Here is a 21,588-nt window from a genome sequence, read left to right on the forward strand (position 1 = left end):
TACCCATGAGCTACCGGCCCCTCTCCCGCATAATATCCCTCAGTGTCGCTTTGCTAGGTGCCAGTTTGCCTGCTTATGGCACCGAGACCGAAGTTACCTCGGAAGGAACAGCGCCTCAGGAAAAGACGCAATCCGAAGACAAAAAGTATCGCCAAGCTCAGGATATGTCCTACGGGGCAACCCTGTATGAGTACTTTCAAGGCAATCATTTCGATGCCCTCAGCACCCTGCTTGTCGCCAAGCAACGTGATTCAATTAAAGTTCACCGCGACAGTGCCGCGTTGATCGAAGGGGGAGTCAGCCTCAGTTTTGGTCTGCATCGGCGCGCTGCCGAACTTTTCGAACTACAGCTTCAAACCGGCAACCAAGATACAGATTCCAAACTGCACCAGGCAGCCTGGCTGAAACTGGCAGAGCTGAACTATTTGCAGGGTGACTTTTCCTTAGCGGCAAAAAATCTGGAAAAGTCTGGAGCCATAGATTCCTCTACCCTCCCCCTTAACCTGGCCTTGCGCAGTGAAGAAATCTCCACAGCCCAGGAATTCCTTAAAAGAGCCGATCTGCCGCTGTCAGAGCGCCTACTCGGGCGTATCAATCTAGGCGCAGCCTTAGCCCGAAGAGGAGAGTTAGTTGCCGCCGCCGAGGAATATCACTTCGCAAGCACACTGGCGACTGAGCAAGATGAACCCTCAGAGGATATCCTGATACTCGCGGACAAAGCGCATATCGGCGCTGGCTACGCTATGGCATTGTCAGAGCAGTTTTCCCAGGCCCAAGCTGAATTTTCCCAAGTGCGCCTGCACACCCCCTGGGCAACCAAAGCTCTACTCGGGCTCGCTTGGTCTTCGATCAACAGCGAGCAATACCAGGAGGGGGTAGATGCCCTACGTTTTTTATTGGCAGAACACCAACACAGTCCCGCCGCACGGGAGGCCAGGGTCGCCCTGCCCTATGCCTATGAAAAGCAGGCTGAACGCAATAAAGCCCTAAGCGCCTATAGTGATGCAGCCACATATTTCGAGAGTACATTGCAGCAGCTGCAACACTTACAGCGGAAGCTGTCTTCAGAACCGCTGGCGGACGCCAGTCAATTTAGCCAGTCACAACGCTACGGCTGGCTACAACTGGCTCAAGCCGCACCCTTACTGCGGAACAACCAGCATTTTCTCTTACCCATTTTACAGAGCGATCAATTCCAGCTGCGCCTTTCGGAGCTGCGCGACCTGCAGCAGATGGATAGAGTACTCAATGACTGGTCACAAAAAATTCCACAATTGCATTCATTGATCGAAGAGCGTCACCAAAGGCGCTCCGGCATCATCGGGCAGTACCAGAGCGCAGAGTTTGACCAGCAACTGCAAATCGCCAAGCAACACTACCGCAATCTCAACGATGCCCTGGCCCAAATAGAAGGGGAGCGTGACGCACTGACTCTGCTCGAAGCTACCAGCAACGGGGAGGGTGGAAATAACAGTGAGATATTCGAAATGCTGGAGATACTCCAGGGCGCTGAGCAACGCTATCAACTACTGCGCAGTAACGGTAAGGGGTCCAACTACCAGGGCGAGACCCTAGCTAAGGCCCGTGGCATTTTATTATGGCAAGCCAGCGAACAGTATCATCACCGCTTGTGGCAACAGCGCAAAACTCTGGAACTACTCGAATCCAGCTTACGCGATGGTGAGAAGCAACTAGGTAAAACCTCTGTAGAAGTGGGCCGCGCTCCGCAATTGACCCAGCTAACAGAGCGTCTGGCTAGCACTGCGGCGCAATTATCCGGCCAACGCGCAGCCATAGCCAAAACGGCTTCAAAGGTCGAGGCTGCCCTACGCCGGGATATTATTGCTGAGCTGGAGCGAGAGCAGTCGCGGATTCACAGTTACCAGGCCCACACCCGCCTCGCTATCGCGCGCTTACAGGATGCCTCCATGCTAGAGGCCGCCAGCCAGCCTCCGCCAAAAAGCCCTGAGAAAAATACTCAGGTGGAAACGCAAGATGGCGAAAATACTCACGAAAAAGGCAATGCCACAGTAGAGAAAATAACTGAGGAAAAGACCGCAGAAGCTCTATTGCCCGATAATGAAGGGGGGCAGAGTGAATAGGTTTGATTCCAGAAGCTTTTCCCTGCGTCTGCTCACTGCCGCTATCTGCTGTATCAGTACCGCCTGCAGCAATCAGTCCGCACTGACACTTGCAGATCTGCCCACGGCCACGGCTGCTTCCACTGAAGAACCTGTATCAGCTCCCCCTGAGTTGATATCGGTTGATCTCGCCACTCTCGTACAGAGCTATCAACAAGCACTGGCCAGCCAGCCAGACCCGCAGATTCGCGCACAGATTCGTTTGCGCCTGGCCGATCTGGAAATGGAGCGACTGGAGCAACATCAGGCGGATAACCCGGAAGTTTCAGTCGGTTTTGCCAGTGCGGTGCAGCACTACCAGACACTCGCCAAAGAGAGCCCTCGAGACGACTATATTCTCTATCGTCTGGCGCGAGCTCGTGCTATGGATGGCGAAATGCCAGGCGCACTGCAAGCACTGGAGCGCATCGCCCAGGGCGCGCCTGACTCACCGTTTATGGGGGAGGTTTTATTCCGCCGAGGCGAAGCGGCTTTCAATCGCAAGGAGTATTCGGCAGCGGCACGGGACTTCCGCGCATTGCTGGAGAAGGGCGAAAGTCCATTTTCCGATAATGCCCGCTATATGCTCGCCTGGTCAGAGTTTAAGTCCAGCAATTACCGTCGTTCCACGGAGATATTTCTCGAGTCTCTGGATATTCTGCAGCAGCGTGCCAGCGAAGCAGAATTACCTCTGGGCCAGAAGCGCCTGCGCGAGGATAGCCTTCGTAGCCTGGCCCTGAATTTTAGTTACCTGGGCGGTGCCGAAGCTATCGAGTCCTTTAATCCCGATGGCAAACCACGAGGTTATCAGCACCTGCTGTACAGCGCTCTGGGCAATTGGTATCGAGAGAAAGAGTTATTCCGCAACAGCGCGGATACCTATCTGGCTTTTGTTAAGCACTACCCCAATAGCACTGAAGCGCCATCATTACATTTGCAAGCTATTGAAACACTGCAAAATGGCGGCTTACACGATGAGGTGCTTCCAACCAAGCGGGAATTTGTACAGCGCTATGGTATTCGCAGTGAGTATTGGCAGCAGGCAGAGGCAAGTCAGCGCGAAGCCCTGGCACAATCACTGCGCCCCTGGCTTGAAGAGTTAGCCCAATTTGACCACGCGCGCGCGCAGGAACTTGCTCAGCTAGCAAGCAAGGCACCGGCTAATAAAAGTAAACAAAAACAGCAGCTCAAAGCTCAGTCTCGCAAAGCTTACCTAGCGGCAGCGGAACTCTACCGGCAGTTTTCACAGACTTTTCCACAGGACCCCCGCACTCCACCAATGGTCTTCCTGATGGCCGAATGTCTCGAGCAGGCTGGCGACTACGCTGGAGCCTGGCGCGCATACAGCCAGGTAGCCTGGGAACACCAAGACAAGAAGCATGGTGCGGAGGCTGGTTATGCAGCCATTCTTAGCTCTGCACAAGTGCATAAAGAAACACCGGACCAGGATGCCGAGCAAAAAATCCTGTGGCTGGATCGCAACATTGAGGCCAGCCTTAAATTTGCCCAGAGCTGGCCACAGGATAAAAGAGCCTTACCAGTACAACTATCTGCCGCAGATAAGCTGCTACAACAGTCACGTTTTGCCGAGGCTATTGCCGCTGCACAAGCTGCAGATCAGTGGCAGCCACCAGCGAATAAGGCTCAGCAATTAAATATCGCGATGATCCTGGCTCACTGTCACTTTTCATTGAAAGATTATATGGCTGCGGAAGAAGCCTATACCCGTGCGCTGAATATACAGCCTAAGGACAGCCATTTGCGCGAGGACACACGCAAGCAACTTCAACTTTCCATCTATAGGCAGGCAGAGTTGGCACTTGCGCAACCAGCACTCACCGAGGATGGCAGAGAGATTCCCAGTGAGGAGGCGTTGCACCACCTGCTGCGAATCAGGGAGAGTGGACGCAGCGAAATTGCAGCCACCGCCCAGTATGACGCGATCAATTACCTGATGGAATTACAGCAGTGGCAGCGTGCCAGTGCTGAACTTGCAGACTTCCGGAGTTTCTATCCTGCACATCAGCTGGCACCTACCCTCGCCGCCAAGGCGGTAGTTATTTTTGAAGCCTTGAAAATGCCTGCCGCTGCAGCCGGCGAATTACTGCAACTTGCACAAAATGATCCCGACCGAGAAGTACGTCGCCAATCCTTATTCCTCGCGGCGGAAAGCTTGCAAAAAGCAGGTGAGCATCAAGGTGCCATTGAGAGTTACCGTAACTACAACAAGCTCTGGCCAAAGCCTGCTGAACAACGTCTGGAAGCGCAATATCAGTTAGTGCAACTCTACGGGCAAACCAATCAACGTAATAAACAGAATTATTGGCTACAGCAATTAGCAAAAAATTCAGAAAAATCCCCTCGGGGCCGCTACCTGTCCGCCTATTCCCAAAGCGCATTGGCAGAGCAGAGCTATGAAAAATTCGCTTCATTAAAATTGCACCTGCCGCTAAAAACCAGTCTCGCCAATAAAAAGCGCGCGATGAAAACCACCGTGGCCGATTATCGCAAGGTTCTCGAGCTGGAAATTGCGGAATTCACCACCCAGGCCAATTTCCGTTTAGCTGAAGTTTATCGACAGCTCAGCCATGACCTGATGGAATCTCAACGCCCCAAAAACCTGAATGACCTTGAGTTGGAGCAGTACGAAATCCTACTGGAAGAACAGGCCTTCCCCTTCGAGGAAAAGGCTATAGAGCTGCATCAGGCCAATATTCAGCGAACCAGTGATGGAATTTACGACGACTGGGTCAAACGTAGTTTTGCCTCACTCGGCGAACTGTTACCTGCACGCTACAAAAAACCGGAAGCAACCCTGGAGTGGAGCCATGCACTGCATTGATTTGCGCAATTGCCCCAGTGGTATTTTTCGCCTCACAGCAACACTACTGATTCTGTCGACACTCAGCGCCTGTGGCAGCCTTCCACTTGGTAAAAATGCTCAACAGAAGGACGCCTCAACTGAGCATGTAATTACGGAAAACCCCTATTTGGCGGATGCCAAGCGGGTTCCCAAAGAGGCCAGCGTCGCTATGGCTCAGGCACACGAGAGCTTTAACAACGGAGATAGCTCAACCGCAGTGCAGCAGCTACAGCAGGTCATTGAACGCTGGCCAGAGCTCTCTGGCCCCTGGCTAAACCTCGGGATAGTACAGCAGAAAAGTGAACAGGCCGAGAATGCGGAAAATAGCTTTCGCAAGGCGATTGAGGTCAATGGCGGTAATGTATTTGCCTGGAATCAGTTGGCTGCCCTACTGCGCGACGCTGGCCGTTTCGAAGAGGCCGAACAGTGCTACCTGCAGGCGCTGAACCTTTGGCCCGACTTTAGCGATGCGCACCGCAATCTGGGTATTCTCTATGACCTCTATCTAAACAGGCCGGAAGAGGCATTACAGCAATACCGTTTGGCCCAGAGCAGTCGAGAACAAGAAGACAAATTGCTCGGCGCTTGGATACTGGAACTGGAGCGTAGACTCTGATGCGAGATAAATTAATCATCCTAATGTCCGTAATATGCACCGGCTTCACCGCCCGTGCCGAAGAAATCACCACACTGAAATCCACGGTAATCGGTAGTCAGGAACAGCCTAAGGTGCTGTATATCATCCCTTGGAAGCAAGCCGACAGCCTGCAGCGCCTTGATAGTTCTCTGGCCCAAAATTTTAATACCGTTTTCAAGCACCAGGAGCTCTCAGAATTCAAACGGGAAATTCAACTGCTCAGTGCCAAGCCGGTTGTTGAAGAAAAAAATGAATAGAAAAAATAATAATACTCATAAAGCACCACAAACTAATGTAATCGTGCTTTTTTGCTGAAACTCAGTACTCCAGTGGTGCAGGGATAAGCCACCGCAGGTATTTCACTTATCAGGAGTTTATTGTAGAGCCCTCATCCGACTCCACAATATTCATCATCATGCCCAATGACCATGGAATGGCCGTTTGGCAAAAAAATATCGCTAATTAAACACTTACTTCTGTGGAGACACTCATCATGGAATTTACTCAGGCGTTATTGCGCTTTTTCCAGACTGGCGGCCCTTTTATGTACCCTATTGCCCTGGTGCTGGTTATCGGCCTCGCCATGGTAGTGGAACGCTGGATTTTTCTTTCCCGCGCTAAGAGCGCCAATCGCCGCGCTTATCTGCAGGTATTACCGCTACTGCAAAAACGCAGTTACCAGAATGTATTGCAACTGGCCCGGGACAACGATGCTGCAATGGGTCGCATTGCCGCCGCCGGTATTAATACCCTGCAATTCGCCAAGCGCGAGGAAAATATTGCATTGGCAATCGAAGAGGGCATCCTCGAAGCAGTACCGCGCCTGGAAAAGCGCACTAACTACCTGGCTACCCTGGCCAATATTGCTACCCTACTCGGTTTGTTAGGCACCATTATGGGCCTTATCGCAGCGTTCACCGCTGTAGCCGCTGCCGACCCTGCGGAAAAAGCCACTATGTTGTCTACCAGTATCTCCGTAGCAATGAATACCACCGCATTCGGGCTTATCTCAGCAATTCCCCTTCTGCTATTTAATTCCATGCTACAAAACAAGACCAATGAAATTGTAGATAGCCTGCAGATGGCCGGAGTAAAGTTCCTAAACCTGTTGACTATGGGCCGCCCACAAAAAACGGAACAGCAGCGCGCAGTGAATGCCTGAGGGCTCTCGCCATGTTGAAATTAAATATTCGTCGCCGTGGACACGAGGAAGCAGAGCTGGACATCACCTCTTTTATGAGCCTGATGACTATCCTGGTTCCTGTACTGCTGCTCAATATGGTGTTTTCCCATATCTCAGTTTTAAAACTCAATCTTCCTGGCATCAGTGATGGAAGCAGTAGTGCAACTGAACAGGAAAATCGACAGTTGGAACTGGTATTACGCACCGCACATGTTGATATCAATTACCCGGCCGGGCAACTAGTCAGGCGAGTGGAGAATACTGATGGTGAACCAGATATGGAAACGGTTTCCCTGATACTGCAGCAGATAAAGCGTAACTTAAGGGAAAAATCCATCGAGAAAGACGACTTGGTCATTCTCTCGGAAAAAGGTACATCCTACAAAACCCTGGTGGCAGCTATGGATACCGCACGCAGCTATCGAGCAGTAGTTGCCGCATCAGTCGTCGATGCCGAGTTGTTTCCACAGATTTCCCTGGGCGATGCCCCCCAGCAAACAACCGTAGTGGGGAAATAAAATGATGCTTAACGCAGCCGCCAAATTACAGGAGCGGCGTCAGCGACAGAAACGACAGCAATCGAAGCTCAATCTGGTTTCTCTAATGGACATTTTCACCATTCTGGTATTTTTCCTGTTGGTGAACTCCACTAGCGATGTACAGGTTTTGCAAACAGATAAAACCATCAAGCTACCCAAGTCCACTTCTCAGCAAAAGCCGGAAGTTACTACGGTCGTGAGGGTCAATAATCAGCAATTATTCGTTGGTGATCGCATGATCGTGGGCATTAACGATATTGACGCTGGTAAGGAAAATATCGAGCCCCTCTTGAAGGAACTGGAGTACCGCGCCGAACGCGCCGGTGAACTCAGCGACGAGCAAAAGCAAAGGGGACGCTCGGTCACCATTATGGGTGACGAGCAGGTTCCCTATGAGTTGCTCAAAAAGATTATGCAGACCTGCGCCCAGGCAGATTACCGCGATATCTCTTTTGCTGTTGAGCAGACAGCACCAATAGATCCCGCGGGGGTGGAAAGCTGATATGAGCACTGCAACCAGCCGCTATGCCCCCTGGCAACTACAGGAAACCCTGTTGCCCTGGTCTGCTTCCAACCAGGAAGACCAGCGCTTTATAAAGTTCCTGCGTGCAGGGCTTATTGTCTTCGCCGTTTGCGGTTCCATCGTTACCTTTGCTCCAGTGCCGGAGCTGACCCGGGAACAGGCAGAGCGAGTGCCACCACAACTGGCCAAGGTTATCCTGGAGAAAAAGGAGCTCCCCAAGCCGAAGCCCAAACCCAAGGCCAAACCGAAGCCTAAGGAAAAAAAACCTGACGCAGAGAAACCCAAAGAAAAACCAGAACCTAAAAAAGTCGAGAAGGAAAAGCCGAAACCGGCTCCGAAACCCGAGCCCAGTAAAGTAGAGACACCCCCTGTTGCCACTATACAAAAAGCGCGGGAAAAAGCGGCGAGCAGCGGCATCAATGCCCTGGCCGACGATTTATTGGATATGCGTGAGAGTTTTGATACGGGTGAAGTTACCCGCGGTCAGCTCAGTGCCGGCAGCGCCACTGCTGCACAAACACAGCGCAATATGATCAGCGACAAATCCAAAACTTCGAGCGGCGGTGTCAGGGCCGGGAGCATCAGCACTGACACGGGAGGCGTATCACTGGCGGGCCGACAAACCACCCGGGTTGAGCAGGCTCAGGCGCAAGGCTCCGCCAACCAGGCGGCCAGGAGAGTCAGAGGTGAGAAGTTGGCGCGAACTGACAATGCCATTCGCGGCATAATGGAGGCCAATAAGGCGGCAATCAATGCGATCTATGACCGTGCCTTACGCCGTGATCCCACCCTGCAGGGTAAAATTACCGTGCAGCTGGTGATTGAAGCAAACGGCACTATTTCGTCCATCAAGTTGATTGAGAGTGAGCTGAACAACCCCGCCCTGGAGCGCAAGCTGCTGGCGAGGATCCGCATGATTAACTTTGGTTCTGCGGATGTTAAAGCCACAACCCGCAATTACTCCATCGACTTCCTGCCATCCTGATTGGGGTTTTGGATAAATGACATTGGCACAGCGGAGCAACCCTTTACAGCTTGCTCGCTGTGCCAATTTCTCTTCCGCACTGATTAATTCAAATCTGCAGCGTATTGTCGCAGTAGCTGTAGAGATACTATCTCTAGAGCTTTCACATGGGTACGCTGTAAAAAAACTCTCGGTGCCCTATCCTGCTGCTGGGCCTCCAACCAGCGGGCGGCGCACAGGCACCAGCGGTCTCCCGGAGCCAACCCCGGAAACCCGTACTCCTCAATCGGCGTACTCAGGTCGTTGCCACGGCTGCGGGAAAATGCCAAGAACTCATCATTTACTTCCACACAAACCGTGTGGGAGCCTTGATCCTCTTTGCAGGTGTTGCAGCAGCCGTCGCGAAAAAAACCGGTCATTGGTGCCAGGCTGCAGGGAATAAGTGCATCGCCAAACACATTAACCGAACTATCCATCTCCATTATCAACCTTCCCCCTCGGTGCCATTGAGTAATTCGATATCCACCAGCTGCCAATGCAGCCCATTGCGCTGCATAATCAACCGCAGTTCTGCCCGGTTGGCCTCCCCATAATCCGCACTCAGGTGGTTAATATCGGTAAAACGCCATTTGAGACGTCTCCAACTGCTCTCAGGCTTTTCTTCAGAATCTTGCCGGGTCTGCGGATAGGAATCTGCCTGGGGTGCTGTGTCCTGGCCAAACAACTTTCGTTCCATCCCCTGTAAGTCCTCACCGCCACGCAACAGGGCTGCGACCCCCTCTGGGGTTACAAACTGTTGCATTAATGGCCCCATGACAAAATTCGCACCGGCGGTTAGTAGCTCATCAAATTCCTGTGGAATTGAATTGCCTATAGAAGAGCGCAGCTGTTCCTGTAAACGAACCCTTAAATTGTCACGTAATACCGGAAAGTCCACGTAGCGTTCCAGCGTATCGATACTCTCTCGCCTTTTTTCTGGCTCTTGCGCACCCGCCATTTGCGCCGCACGCTGCAACTGTTCCATTGCATAAAAGGGCAGTGCCACATATCCAGCTGTGATAACCATTATTATCACAGCCCCCGCCCATAGAAATTTCTTCATTATTACCTTTCCTCTTTACGTCTAAGGGGAATTTTATGCTGAGAAAGATTCATCACCTAATTTGCCGCTGTACTGGCGTGGCATTGTTCCCACAACGCGCCTGTGCGATATTCGTCTTCAAGGCTCTGCACATCCCAATCCGTTAACTTTTAATAAGGAAATCAAACAGGATGAGTGATATTTATAAAGCTCCCGAGTCCCAACTTGCCGAAAATAGTGAAGCTGGCGATTTTGGATCACTCGAGAAAGGCATTGCCGGTGATTATTCCTTTTCTATTGGCGAAGCCATCAATGAGGGCTGGCAGCTGTCGAAAGGCAAAAAGCGCACAGTTTGGTTTGCCATTATTCTTTATATCATCGCAATTGCTGCAACCAGTTTTGTTGCCGGTCTACTAACTGGCTACCCAGCATTTGATCTGACAGGGGCCGCTAGTGCATCCCTCTCATCAACGATCATTTATAACTTGATAACCGGAATCGTAGGGGTTCCCCTAGCTGTGGGGATGATGATGGTGGGCATCAAGATCGCCAGAAAAGAAGAAACCTCTGGTACTGAGGTTTTTGCGCACTTCGATAAAATAGTACCCTTATGTGTGACTTATATCATCATGAGCATATTAGTGGGTATTGGTTTCCTTCTACTGGTAATCCCAGGAATTTATCTGGTCATTGCCTATATGCTGGCTCTCCCCTTGGTAGCTGACCAAAATTTAGGCCCCTGGAAAGCTCTGGAAGCATCCCGCAAAGCCATTACCAGCAACTGGTTTGCTTTTTTGGGCTTCTTTATTGTGTTAATTCTTATCTATCTTGTAGGTGGCTTGGCACTGTTGATAGGCCTTATCTGGGCTCTCCCATTAGCTTCTATTGCATACGGCGTCGCCTACCGCAAAGTTTTTGGTGGCCCTCAAGGTTCCTAATTTGTAGCATCTAACAGGAGTGGTAGCTTGCTGGATACCACCTACAACGTCGAAACCCCTGAGGGTATCGATCTGCGTGCACGGGCTGCAGGGCCTGTGCCGCGCATCCTCGCCTTTGCCGTGGATGTGTTTTACCGCACCCTGATACTGACCGCTCTGGGAATAGGTTTGGCCTTTGCCGAAACCGCCGGTATAGGAATCTGGCTGGTCTGCTCCTTCCTGCTGGAGTGGTTCTACCCGGTGTTTTTCGAAGTGCTGCGCGGCGGCCAGACACCGGGTAAGAAGGCCTTCGGCCTGATGGTAGTCAACGACAATCTCACCCCCATCTCCTGGGGTGCTTCCATAGTGCGCAACCTTTTGCGCTTTGCCGACTTTCTCCCTTTCGCTTACGCCACCGGCGTTATTGCCATGACCCTCGGGCGACACTTCCAGCGTCTCGGTGACTTGGCCGCCGGTACCCTGGTGATCTACAAGGACGAGGACAAGGTGCCTGTAGCCCTGCCGGATACAACGCCTCTTCCACCACCGCGCAATTTCAAACAACAGGACCAGCTGGCCCTGATCAGTTTACTGGAACGCCACGAAGACCTGAGCGAAGCGCGCCAACAAGAGCTGGCCAATTTACTCGAACCCGTTACCGAGAAGAGAGATAGCGCAGCGCTGGAATACCTGCGCTCTGTGGGTAGTTGGTTATTGGGCGGCAGGGGCTGAGGGGTTATGAGACAGAGAGATTTTGAGAATCGCTACCGCGACGGCTGGGCACAGCTGGAAGCCTGGCTGAAAAGTGATAGCAAAAGTACCCAGGCGAGCGCCCTGGATCTTCCGGTCGCCTACCGGGAGCTGTGTCAGCAACTGGCGGTGGCCAAAGAGCGTCAATATACCAGCCGCCTGATCGACCACCTCAACAAGCTGGTTACAGCGGCCCACCACCGGGTTTACCGCCAGCAAACTCTACGCCGCAAAGGTTGGCTGCACTATCTGTTGGCCGGATTTCCCCAGGCGGTGCGCGCCAATGGCCGCGTAGTGTTGTTGGCAACGGCACTGTTTTTACTGCCCGCCCTAGTGATGGGCATCGGCACCTACAATAACGACGCACTGATTTATGCGGTGATGTCGCCAGGAGACGTATTATCCTTGGAGTCGATGTACGATCCCGGCAACCGCGTGCTGGGGCGCGAGCGCGGCTCCGATACCGATCTGGCCATGTTTGGCTTCTACATCAAGAACAATATTGGCATTGCTTTCCGAACTTTTGCCGGGGGCATATTGTTCGGACTCGGCTCCATCTTTTTCCTGGTCTTTAATGGGCTATTTATCGGTGCGGCTTTTGGGCATATCACGCGAGTGGGATTTGTCTCCACATTTTACCCATTTGTGATCGGTCACGGCGCCTTTGAGCTGACCGCCATAGTACTGGCCGGCGCCGCCGGCCTGTTGTTAGGGCGCTCGCTGGTAGACCCGGGACAACACCGCCGTTCTGTGGCGCTGCGCCTGGCCAGTGTCGAGGCCATGAAAATCATGTACGGCACTTTCCTGATGCTGGTGATCGCCGCCTTCCTCGAAGCCTTCTGGTCCTCCAGTGCTACCACGCCCATAACAATTAAGTTAGGTTTCGGCGCCCTACTGTGGCTGCTGGTATTCGCCTACTTCGCCTTGGCCGGGCGCGGGGATTCCAGCCATGCAAGTTAAAAATATGGCGGTACGGGCACGCCTGCGCTCGCCCTGGGAATCCATCGATCTGGGTGTCGCCCTGGCCCGCAAGCACTGGCTTCCGATGTTTCTGGTCTGGTTGTTGCCGGCAGCTTTGGTACTGGGTGCCTTGGCCTGGTTCTTCCCGGCTCATCCCGGCTGGTCACTGTTCGCTCTCTGGTGGTTAAAACCGGTGTTTGACCGCCTGCCGCTGTTCATGATCAGCCGCACTCTGTTCGGCGCGCCGGTATCTGCACTGGCAGCACTCAAAGAGTTTTTCCGCCACAACCGCACCGACTGGCTCGCCTGGATCACCCTCCGTCGCCTGAGCCCGACTCGCTCTTTTGATATGCCGGTCACCGTATTGGAGCAATCCAAAGGCACGGCTCGTAGCGCGCGTATCGGTGTACTGCACCGCAAAAACTCCGGTGCGGCCACCTGGCTGACCTTGACCGGTATTCACCTGGAATCCTTCTTCCTGATCGCAGCCTTTATCTTGATTTATCTGTTTATTCCCGAGCAGATTGTGGCAAATATCCAATGGATTCCACTGATTCGCGGCGAGACCCTGGCGCTGGAATGGGCATCCAATATTCTCTGTTTACTTATTATGGCGGCGGTGGCGCCGTTTTATATCGTCAGCGGCTTTTGCCTGTATATCGGCCGGCGCATCGAGCTAGAAGGCTGGGATATCGAGATTCAATTCCGCGATTTGGTCGAGCGCTACCGACACACTCAGCGGGCTGGTAAAAAGACCGCCACTAGCACCTCCCCCCTAGCCGCTCTGTTGTTACTGTGTGTCCTGGCCGGCACCTCCTTGGGACCGGCGCCACAGGCCTATGCGGAAACGTTGCAAACCCCAGCTCAAGCGCAACAACACATTGACGAGATTCTCGCCGGAGAGGATTTTCACAGCATTGAGCAGGAGAGTGGCTGGCGCCTGAAAAAAATTGAAGAAGAGCGAGGAAAAATTCCCGAGTGGATCATTGAGCTATTCGAATGGCTATTCAAATGGCTTATGCAAAACTCTCAGGAGGCTGATGATTCCTCAGACATCAACTGGGGAGCACTGCTCGCCAAGCCCCTTGAGTTACTACTGTGGATTGGCGTGATTGCCGGCTTGCTCTATCTGGGGTGGCGCCACCGCGAAGCCATCCTCAACAGCTTGCGCTGGCAACACAAACCCAAAACAAAACCGGTAGCGCCAGAAACCCTGTTCGGACTCGATGTACGTCAGTCCAGCCTGCCCGACGACGTATGCGCGGAAGTAATGCGCCTGTGGCGGACCGGCGATCAACGCGCCGGTCTCGGCCTCCTGTATCGTTCCACCCTGTCCCATTTAATTGAGGATTTCCAGTTCCAGTTTGGCGACCACCTTACCGAAAGCGAGTGTGCCCAGCTGGTAAGCCAGCGCCAGCGATCACCACAGGAAGCGCTGCGCCCAGTCGGCGCCCCACTGAGCCAGTTTGTGCAGCAACTCACCGGCAGTTGGCAACAGCTGGCCTATGCTCATCGGCCCCCCGCCGATGAGCAGCTGGGCGGCCTGTGCCAACAGTGGCAGGAGGTGTTCGGCAATGACCGTTAAACGTCTAGTAATTGGCTTCGCCCTGCTGCTCTGTGCGGCACTGGTATGGTTATTTCTCACCTTTTTTGAACACTACACAGAAGAAAAGGATCGCGGTTGGGGGCCGGAGGCGCGGCGCAATCTGTTTCTGGCCGCCGAGCACTACTTGGCGCAAGTGGGGCTGGAACCGCGCCAGGCAGAAAATATCTCCGTCCTGAATGGGCTATCCCCAAATGCGACTCTGTTTATCGCTAACTCCAGCCAAGCTTACAACTCCCAGCGGGTTGAGGAGTTACTGCAATGGGTGGAAAGCGGGGGGCACGCCATCGTAGTGGCACGTACTGCAGGGTTCGATTCCGAGAAAGGAGGCAGTGCCGAACGCGACTGGCTGCTGGAAAACCTGGGTGTCTCCATCGTAGAAGGCCACGAGGAATATCGCTTTGAGCATCCCCTGCAGCCACTGTTGGGCGAAGATGCCGAACTGAGCCCGGAGCAGAGCCCCGGTGAGGCCATGCGCGAATACAATCGCAAAATCGACGAAGCCGAAGAGCAGGCCGAGACCAAAGAGAAAAAACCCCGCAACCCAGATGTTGAAACGGAAGACTTGATCACTCTGCCTACCGCCGGTGGGGCTGAGATTCAATTACATTTCGACGCAGGCCAACTGCTCTATCACGAGGGGATCGATAACAGCAGCGCTGAGGGCGCCCCGGTATTTTTCGCCAAGGTATGGCGCGAAGACGAAGCCGTGCCTTTTATGCAATTTGAGCGGGGTCAAGGGGTTATCACCCTGCTGACCGATAACACTATCTGGCAATCCCACCGCATCGGCCATTTCGACCACGCCTATTTCCTGCAGCTTTTGGCCGGAAGTGGCGATTTCGTCTTTCTGACCCGCCCGCGTTTCGACTCCCTGGGTTTTCTAGCGAAAAAGTACGCTTCTGAGTTTTTTATCTCCGGCCTACTCGCCTTGCTCGGCTGGCTGGTTCTACGTGCGCGTCGCTTTGGCCCGTTACAACCTCCGCCTGAAATTGCCCGGCGCTCACTGTTGGAGCATATCTCCGCCTGTGGCCACTACTACTGGCGCGACGACCAGTGCGAAGGGTTACTGCGCGGCCAGCGCGAAGAGCTGCTACGCCGGCTCGGCGCTGCGGACGCCAACGCCAAGACCAAGCGCAAACTGTGCCAGCACCTCAGTGATGCCACCGGCCTCAGTGAAACCAAACTGGCCGCCTGCCTTTGGGGCACACCGGCGACCAGCGAAGAAACCTTTACCGAACAAATGCGCAATCTGCAGCGTATAGAGGCAGCCCTATGAGTGATACCACCCTGAACCCAGAACCAAAAACCCACACCGAGGCACCGGACTGGCAGGCTGCCTCAGCCCAAGTGCAACTGCTACGCAACAATATCAACCGCCTGCTGATCGGTCAGGAGCAGGTCGTCGAACAGGTGTTGGTGGCCTTGCTGGCTTCCGGCCACGTATTGCTGGAAGGCGTACCCGGCCTTGGCAAAACCCTGTTGGTGCGCACCCTGGCCAGCTGCTTTGGCGGTCACTTCCGCCGCATCCAATTTACCCCGGACCTGATGCCTGCTGACGTGACTGGCCACGCCATGTACAACATGGGCGAGAGCCGCTTCGAAGTGCGCCGCGGCCCGGTATTTACCAACTTACTGCTGGCGGATGAAATCAACCGCGCCCCGGCCAAAACCCAGGCAGCCCTGCTAGAGGTGATGCAGGAGAAGCAGGTCACAATCGATGGCAAGGCATTTCCCGTACCTAGCCCCTTTATGGTGCTGGCCACCCAGAACCCTATTGAGCAAGAGGGCACCTATCCACTGCCGGAGGCGGAGCTGGACCGCTTCCTACTCAAAGTTCTGATCGACTACCCCAGCCTGGAGGCCGAGCTGAAACTGGCCGCAGCCGCCAGCAGCGGCCGTATCGAGCAGCACCTGAGAGAGAAATCCGCCGGCGAGATAACCGTGGAGCAACTGCAACAACTGCAAGCCCTGGTACCCCAGGTAGCCCTGGACCAGCAGGTGCTGGATTACGCCGTGCGCCTAGTGCGCGCCACCCGTGACGCCAGCCAGTTGCGCAGCTCAGCGGGTCCCCGCGCCAGTATCGGCCTGTTGCAGGCCGCACGTGCCAGCGCCCTGTTGCAGGGGCGGGAGTTTGTGCTGCCCGACGATATCAAGGCGATGGCGATACCCGTCATGCGCCACCGCGTGAGCCTGTCCCCAGATATGGAAATCGATGGCGAGACCACCGACAGTGCTCTGGCCATGATTATCGATAGCGTCGAGGCACCGCGACTGTGACACAGGATGTCGCTGCGACAGAGGTTCCATACGCAAAACCTCAGCTCGGAAGGCCCGGGCCCAGCCACCGTCTGGTGAAGCTCCTCGGCTACTGGTGCCTGGCTGCGCTTGCGGTGAGCGCCGCGCGCATCTGGGCACCCCAATCTGCGGAGCTGTTGCAGTCCCTCTGGTGGACAGTTGGGGGGCTACTGATCGGCGCAGCGCTGTTGGATTTCCTCACCGGACGCAGGATTCTGGGCCTGGAGGGCCAGCGCAAACTGCCCGCTAATTTGGCCCTGGGCATGCGCAACTGCGTTCATTTGAAGTTGCGCAACCATGGCCAGAGGGCCCTGAAGCTATCGGTATGTGACAACGTACCGCAACAGCTGGGCAGCAACGGATTACCACGCCAGGCGCTGCTGAAGCCTGATCAGGAGGTTGCCATTGAGTACAGTCTGGTACCCCATCGCCGTGGCAGCGCCGAGTTTGGCCGAATCGAGGTACTCGCCGACTCACCCTGGGGCCTCTGGCAAACACGCCTGTGGCTCGGCCGCGAACAGTCGGTAAAGGTCTACCCCAATTTTCTCGGCATCTCCTCCCTACAAGCGCTCTCCACCGAGCAAACCCTGCGCCACCTCGGCCTGCATCAGCAGCAGCGCCGCGGCGAAGGCATGGATTTTCGCCAGCTGCGCGAATATCGCCAGGGCGATAGCCAGCGCCAGGTAGACTGGCGCGCGAGTTCACGCCTGCACAAACTGATCAGCCGTGAATACCAGGACGAGCGCGATCAGGAAATTATTTATATGCTCGACTGCGGTCGGCGCATGCGCGCCAAAGATGGCGAACTGAGTCACTTTGATCATGCCCTCAATGGCCTGCTGCTATCAGCCTATGTGGCGATAAAGCAGGGCGACGCCGTGGGTCTGCAGGCCTTCGCCGCCGCACAGGACAGCTCCGGCGGGCAACTGCCACCGGTAAAGGGTGAGAGCGCCATCAACCTGTTGCTGAACAATGTCTACGATCTGCACTCCGGCACTGGCAGCGCTGACTACAGCGGCGCCGCCCAGCAACTGCTGGCCGCCCACAAGCGCCGCGCACTGGTGATCCTAATTACTAACCTGCGCGATGAAGACAGCAGTGAACTGCTCACCGCAGTGCGGCTGCTCACTCGCAATCACTTAGTGATGGTGGCAAGCCTGCGGGAGACCGCCGTAGACCGAATGGCACAAAAGCCTATCGGGGATTTTTCCGAGGCCGTCGAAGGCGCAGCCGCACGGGATTTTCTTCGTCGCCGTGCGCGCATATTGCAACAGTTACAAGCCTGTAATGTACTAGTGGTGGATTCCCGTCCGGAGCTTTTGCACCAGGCGCTGGTGGAAGCCTACTGGCGTTTGAAACGCAGCGGCAAAATCTAACCGGTAATGAAAGCCGGGAATTCAAAGTATTTGATGTAAGAGGTAACCGAAGAGTGATGTTAACGATGTCCTAAAAAAATAATCCCACAGTATAGGGAGCTTAAATTGACCATGTCCCAAATCACTATCGAGCGACTCAGCAGTGCCGAAGTAAAGACTTCCCCTTTCCCCCATTTCTACCTAGAGCGCTCCCTGGCCTCCGATGAGGCCAGGGCCCTGATCGCAGACTTCCCTCCTCTAGACAAAGGCGGCAGCTTCAATATCGAGGATGTCAAAACTTCGGAACGCCTGCGCAGTTTTGTCGAACAATTTGGCAGCACAGAGGTGCGAGGTATTCTCGGTGAAAAATTTGCACTGGATCTATCTGATAAACCGATGATGGCCACCCTGCGCGGATACTCCCGAGCCAAAGATGGGCGTATCCATACGGACTCCAAAACCAAACTCATTACCGTACTGATCTATCTGAACAACGACTGGTCTGCGCCCACTGGACGCCTGCGTATCCTGCGCAGCGGCAAGAGCCTGGACGACTACAGTGATGAACTACTACCGGGACCGGGCTCTCTGGTGGCCTTTAAGGTAACGGATAATTGTTGGCATGGTTACCCTAGTTTTGTCGGCAAACGACAGGCGATCCAAATCAATTTTTTAAGCGGTGATAAAGCGAAGAAAAAACATCAGTTTTTTCATGGCATCAGCGCACGCTTAAAATCTCTTTTGCGTTAAAAAAATCGGATAATAGTTTTATCCGAATGCGACTGTACAAATTAATTAACTTGCAAACAGAAAAATTTGTTACCGATAGTGGCACTTTTTACAGCCAGCGGGTAATCTGTTGCCACTTGCCTTCGGGAATTTATTAAGTCTATCCCGGTAACTTCAAGAACCTTATTTATGAGTCGCCCGCGCACCCGTAAAAACCGCCCCCACCTGCCACAGTGGCAGGCACTGCTGCTTTTACTGGTGTTTCTCAGTGCCCGTGGTTTGGTTCCCGCAGGGTTTATGCCCGCCGCTTTTTCTGCGGGCACCCCCTACGATTTTTGCCACGGCGACAGCCGCAGTGCTCTGTTATTAAATGCCCTGGCCAGCCAGGCTCAGGACCATCATCACAGCCATGGTGGTGGGCACAGTGGGCACAACCACGATGCACTGACCGCGCATTCTTTTGCCGACAATCACTGTAATTTTTCCGCCGCTGCCAGTCTTGTCCATGTACCTGCTTTAGACCTGCATTTCGCCAGCGAGGGGAATATTCTCCCCCTTTTCAGCAACGGCATTAACACCGCTCTTTCTTTATACTACAGCCGTCCCCTTATCCGCGCCCCTCCAGTTTAAAACCTCGGTTTTCTTATTTTTCAAAAACTAAATAGTCGAAGCCTGTTTCTGCGCTTCGCTGCACTACCTTTGCCGGTAATTTTTCTGGTTGGGATATTGCAACAGCTGTAGACCCGCTTCACTAAAAAAACTGGAATTCCCGCTGCTTAGCCGGCGGGAATAAACCCGTGCGCGCTATTTTTACCGCGCTCCCCATGGCCGTGCCTGACCTTCGGCCCAGAAACGGATAAGTCACAATGCGAAAAGTTAAACTCCAAAAGAAAAAGCCATTACACACACCACTGAGCCTGGCAATTATTGCTGGTTGCACCTTTCCATTTTCCCTAATGGCCAGTGAGGGAAATGAAAAAAAAGAGGGGGAAATGGAGCAGATGGTGGTCACCGGAGTAAAAACCGAACTGCCGCTCAACCTACTGACGGACCCGAAAATGCCTCGACAGCCCCTACCAGCTAACGACGGCGCCGATTACCTAAAAACCATTCCCGGCTTTTCCGTGGTGCGCAAAGGCGGCACCAGTGGCGATCCGCTGTTGCGCGGTATGGGGGGCTCGCGCCTGGGCATGTTATTGGATGGAGAGTCTCTTATGGGTGGCTGCCCCGGCCGTATGGACCCACCTACCGCCTATATTTTCCCCGAAAGCCTCGACGAAGTAGAGGTAATTAAAGGCCCCCAGAGCGTCACTCACGGACCGGGCAATTCCGCCGGGGTAGTGCTGTTCAACCAACAGCGGGAGCGCCCCAGCGAACCCGAATGGGATATGCATGCGAGCCTGCTTGGCGGCAGCGCCGATCGAAATGACGGGCTCTTTGACCTGGCTTACAAAACTCCAGAATTTTCCCTGCGCGGTTCGGCGACCTCAGCCTCTGCGAATGATTATGAGGATGGCGACGGCAATCGGGTGCACTCCGGTTATGAGCGCTGGAGTGGCAAAGCCAATCTGGCCTGGACCCCCGACGATGACAACCGCCTGGAATTCGAAACAGCTTTTAGCGATGCCGAAGCGGCCTATGCCGACCGTGGAGTAGATGGCAGTAAATTTGCACGCGAGAGCTACAAAGCCAAATACCGGCGCAGCAATATCGGCGCTCTGCTGAATACCATCGAAGTGCAGATCTATTACAACTATGTCGATCACATCATGGATAATTACAGCCTGCGTAATCCCTCGGGAATGGCCGCCAACCCAGTCGTCATGAATTTAGACAGCGAAACCATTGGTGCCAAGCTGAGTCTGCAGCTGAATCCTGCGGATAACTTTGAGCTGACAGCAGGCCTGGATGCCTGGGAAAACCGTCACCGCGGACGCATGAGCATGAACCAGACGATGGTTGATTACCGCCAGCGCAACTGGAATACGGATGCGGAATTTTCCCAACTGGGCATTTTCTCCGAAGCCAGCTGGCAATTCGCTCCGGATCAACGCTGGATCGCCGGCGCCAGACTGGATGACTGGGAAGTGCGCGACCTGCGCGAGACGATTTCGCTATCGATGATGTCCTCGGTCGATAACCCCACCGCTGGTGAGAGCCGCTCAGAACAACTGCCCAGCGGTTTTATACGCTATGAATTGGCGCTGCCAAGTACCTCCACGAGCTCTGCCACCCTCTACGCCGGGCTCGGCTACAGTGAGCGCTTCCCGGATTACTGGGAAATATTTTCCCGCGAAGCAGCAGATTCCTATAGCGCACTCAATATAGAGTCAGAAAAAACCAGTCAACTGGATATCGGCACTATCTATCGCACTGAAAAATTGTCTGCCAGTATTTCCGCTTTCGCCAGTGATGTCCGCGACTACCTGTTAGTACAGAATGATTACCAGAAGGCTGCGGTGATGTCAGGCATGGGCACCATGTCCTCGATGGGCAACGCAATGGATATGGGGGAGCCTGGGGATAAGCGTACCGCTGCGGTAATTCGCAATATTCAGGCGCGCACCTGGGGAGTAGAACTAGATGCCAGCTATCAATTAAACGAAAATTGGCGCACCGAATTTACGGTCACTTCAGTGCGTGGTGCCAACGACACAGACAATACCACCCTGGCCCAACTGCCCCCACTGGAAACACGCCTGGGGCTGCACTATGAGCAAGCCCAGTGGTCGGCGGGTATTCTGTGGCGGGCTATTGCCAGCCAGGATCGCGTCGATATCGGCAAGGGTAACATTATCGGACAGGACTTCGGGCCCACAGATTCCGCCGACGTACTGTCAATTAACGCAGGTTGGCGCCCAAGCCAGCGGCTGCTATTCACTGCAGGGGTCGATAACTTACTAGATGAAACTTATGCAGAACATATCAGCCGTGCAGGTGCAGAAATTCCCAACTTCCCACAGTTGGATAGGGTTAATGAGCCCGGCAGGACCTTATGGATAAAAACCATTTACCGTATTTAAAACACGATGACTAATTAACTGGTCTGAAAAACCGGACATAGTA

At 53.9% G+C, this 21,588-nt stretch carries 20 protein-coding genes; 18 read left to right on the plus strand and 2 right to left on the minus strand.

Annotated features, from left to right (window positions below; genetic code table 11):
* Window positions 1-5 precede the first annotated feature (5 nt).
* The 8 genes from ACJJJA_RS21740 (at window position 6) to ACJJJA_RS21775 (ending at window position 8,850) form a co-directional block, all read left to right on the plus strand.
* Window positions 6-2,102, plus strand: a complete 2,097-nt coding sequence (locus tag ACJJJA_RS21740) for a tetratricopeptide repeat protein (protein WP_444903361.1) — start codon at window positions 6-8, stop codon at window positions 2,100-2,102.
* Window positions 2,095-4,962, plus strand: a complete 2,868-nt coding sequence (locus ACJJJA_RS21745; RefSeq protein ID WP_444903362.1) for a tetratricopeptide repeat protein — start codon at window positions 2,095-2,097, stop codon at window positions 4,960-4,962. Before ACJJJA_RS21740 ends, ACJJJA_RS21745 begins: the two co-directional genes overlap by 8 nt.
* Window positions 4,949-5,599, plus strand: coding sequence for a tetratricopeptide repeat protein (locus ACJJJA_RS21750; protein ID WP_444903363.1), 651 nt, complete (start codon window positions 4,949-4,951; stop codon window positions 5,597-5,599). The genes ACJJJA_RS21745 and ACJJJA_RS21750 overlap by 14 nt, the downstream gene beginning before the upstream one ends.
* Window positions 5,599-5,877 carry a hypothetical protein gene (locus ACJJJA_RS21755; RefSeq protein ID WP_444903364.1) on the plus strand — a complete coding sequence of 93 codons (279 nt, stop codon included), beginning with the start codon at window positions 5,599-5,601 and terminating at the stop codon, window positions 5,875-5,877. The genes ACJJJA_RS21750 and ACJJJA_RS21755 overlap by 1 nt, the downstream gene beginning before the upstream one ends.
* A 236-nt stretch (window positions 5,878-6,113) precedes the next feature.
* Window positions 6,114-6,782 carry a MotA/TolQ/ExbB proton channel family protein gene (locus tag ACJJJA_RS21760; protein WP_252083686.1) on the plus strand — a complete coding sequence of 223 codons (669 nt, stop codon included), beginning with the start codon at window positions 6,114-6,116 and terminating at the stop codon, window positions 6,780-6,782.
* 11 nt (window positions 6,783-6,793) lie between these two features.
* On the plus strand, window positions 6,794-7,321 hold the full coding sequence (locus ACJJJA_RS21765) for an ExbD/TolR family protein (RefSeq protein WP_252083687.1): 528 nt from the start codon (window positions 6,794-6,796) through the stop codon (window positions 7,319-7,321).
* A 1-nt stretch (window position 7,322) separates the two neighbouring features.
* Window positions 7,323-7,844: an ExbD/TolR family protein gene (locus ACJJJA_RS21770; RefSeq protein WP_444903365.1), complete on the plus strand. Its 522-nt coding sequence runs from the start codon at window positions 7,323-7,325 to the stop codon at window positions 7,842-7,844.
* Between the two features lies 1 nt (window position 7,845).
* A complete protein-coding gene (locus ACJJJA_RS21775) occupies window positions 7,846-8,850 on the plus strand; it encodes an AgmX/PglI C-terminal domain-containing protein (protein WP_444903366.1) in 1,005 nt (334 codons plus the stop codon).
* Between the two features lie 83 nt (window positions 8,851-8,933).
* Here the strand turns inward: ACJJJA_RS21775 and ACJJJA_RS21780 are convergent, their stop codons facing one another.
* Both ACJJJA_RS21780 and ACJJJA_RS21785 read right to left on the minus strand, forming a co-directional pair.
* Complete coding sequence (locus tag ACJJJA_RS21780) at window positions 8,934-9,311, minus strand: DUF2237 family protein (protein WP_444903367.1); 378 nt, start codon at window positions 9,309-9,311, stop codon at window positions 8,934-8,936.
* A 2-nt stretch (window positions 9,312-9,313) separates the two neighbouring features.
* Window positions 9,314-9,931: a DUF2939 domain-containing protein gene (locus ACJJJA_RS21785; RefSeq protein ID WP_444899588.1), complete on the minus strand. Its 618-nt coding sequence runs from the start codon at window positions 9,929-9,931 to the stop codon at window positions 9,314-9,316.
* 170 nt (window positions 9,932-10,101) lie between these two features.
* On the opposite strand from ACJJJA_RS21785, the gene ACJJJA_RS21790 reads away from it, so the two are divergent.
* The 10 genes from ACJJJA_RS21790 (at window position 10,102) to ACJJJA_RS21835 (ending at window position 21,545) form a co-directional block, all read left to right on the plus strand.
* A complete protein-coding gene (locus ACJJJA_RS21790) occupies window positions 10,102-10,848 on the plus strand; it encodes a DUF2189 domain-containing protein (protein WP_444903368.1) in 747 nt (248 codons plus the stop codon).
* Between the two features lie 27 nt (window positions 10,849-10,875).
* Window positions 10,876-11,559 carry an RDD family protein gene (locus ACJJJA_RS21795; RefSeq protein ID WP_444903369.1) on the plus strand — a complete coding sequence of 228 codons (684 nt, stop codon included), beginning with the start codon at window positions 10,876-10,878 and terminating at the stop codon, window positions 11,557-11,559.
* Between the two features lie 6 nt (window positions 11,560-11,565).
* Window positions 11,566-12,537 carry a stage II sporulation protein M gene (locus tag ACJJJA_RS21800; RefSeq protein WP_444903370.1) on the plus strand — a complete coding sequence of 324 codons (972 nt, stop codon included), beginning with the start codon at window positions 11,566-11,568 and terminating at the stop codon, window positions 12,535-12,537.
* Window positions 12,527-14,122 (plus strand): DUF4129 domain-containing protein, encoded by a 1,596-nt coding sequence (locus tag ACJJJA_RS21805; RefSeq protein WP_444903371.1) that lies wholly within the window; start codon window positions 12,527-12,529, stop codon window positions 14,120-14,122. Before ACJJJA_RS21800 ends, ACJJJA_RS21805 begins: the two co-directional genes overlap by 11 nt.
* Window positions 14,112-15,419 (plus strand): DUF4350 domain-containing protein, encoded by a 1,308-nt coding sequence (locus tag ACJJJA_RS21810; protein WP_444903372.1) that lies wholly within the window; start codon window positions 14,112-14,114, stop codon window positions 15,417-15,419. Before ACJJJA_RS21805 ends, ACJJJA_RS21810 begins: the two co-directional genes overlap by 11 nt.
* On the plus strand, window positions 15,416-16,420 hold the full coding sequence (locus ACJJJA_RS21815; RefSeq protein ID WP_444903373.1) for an AAA family ATPase: 1,005 nt from the start codon (window positions 15,416-15,418) through the stop codon (window positions 16,418-16,420). Before ACJJJA_RS21810 ends, ACJJJA_RS21815 begins: the two co-directional genes overlap by 4 nt.
* Window positions 16,417-17,814, plus strand: a complete 1,398-nt coding sequence (locus tag ACJJJA_RS21820) for a DUF58 domain-containing protein (protein ID WP_444903374.1) — start codon at window positions 16,417-16,419, stop codon at window positions 17,812-17,814. The genes ACJJJA_RS21815 and ACJJJA_RS21820 overlap by 4 nt, the downstream gene beginning before the upstream one ends.
* Window positions 17,815-17,925: 111 nt before the next feature.
* Window positions 17,926-18,543, plus strand: coding sequence for a 2OG-Fe(II) oxygenase (locus ACJJJA_RS21825; protein ID WP_444889139.1), 618 nt, complete (start codon window positions 17,926-17,928; stop codon window positions 18,541-18,543).
* A 168-nt stretch (window positions 18,544-18,711) separates the two neighbouring features.
* Window positions 18,712-19,152 carry a hypothetical protein gene (locus ACJJJA_RS21830; protein WP_444903375.1) on the plus strand — a complete coding sequence of 147 codons (441 nt, stop codon included), beginning with the start codon at window positions 18,712-18,714 and terminating at the stop codon, window positions 19,150-19,152.
* A 236-nt stretch (window positions 19,153-19,388) separates the two neighbouring features.
* Window positions 19,389-21,545, plus strand: a complete 2,157-nt coding sequence (locus ACJJJA_RS21835; RefSeq protein ID WP_444903376.1) for a TonB-dependent copper receptor — start codon at window positions 19,389-19,391, stop codon at window positions 21,543-21,545.
* Window positions 21,546-21,588: the final 43 nt, after the last annotated feature.

Source organism: Microbulbifer mixtoriginis (SeqCode) (assembly GCF_052466865.1).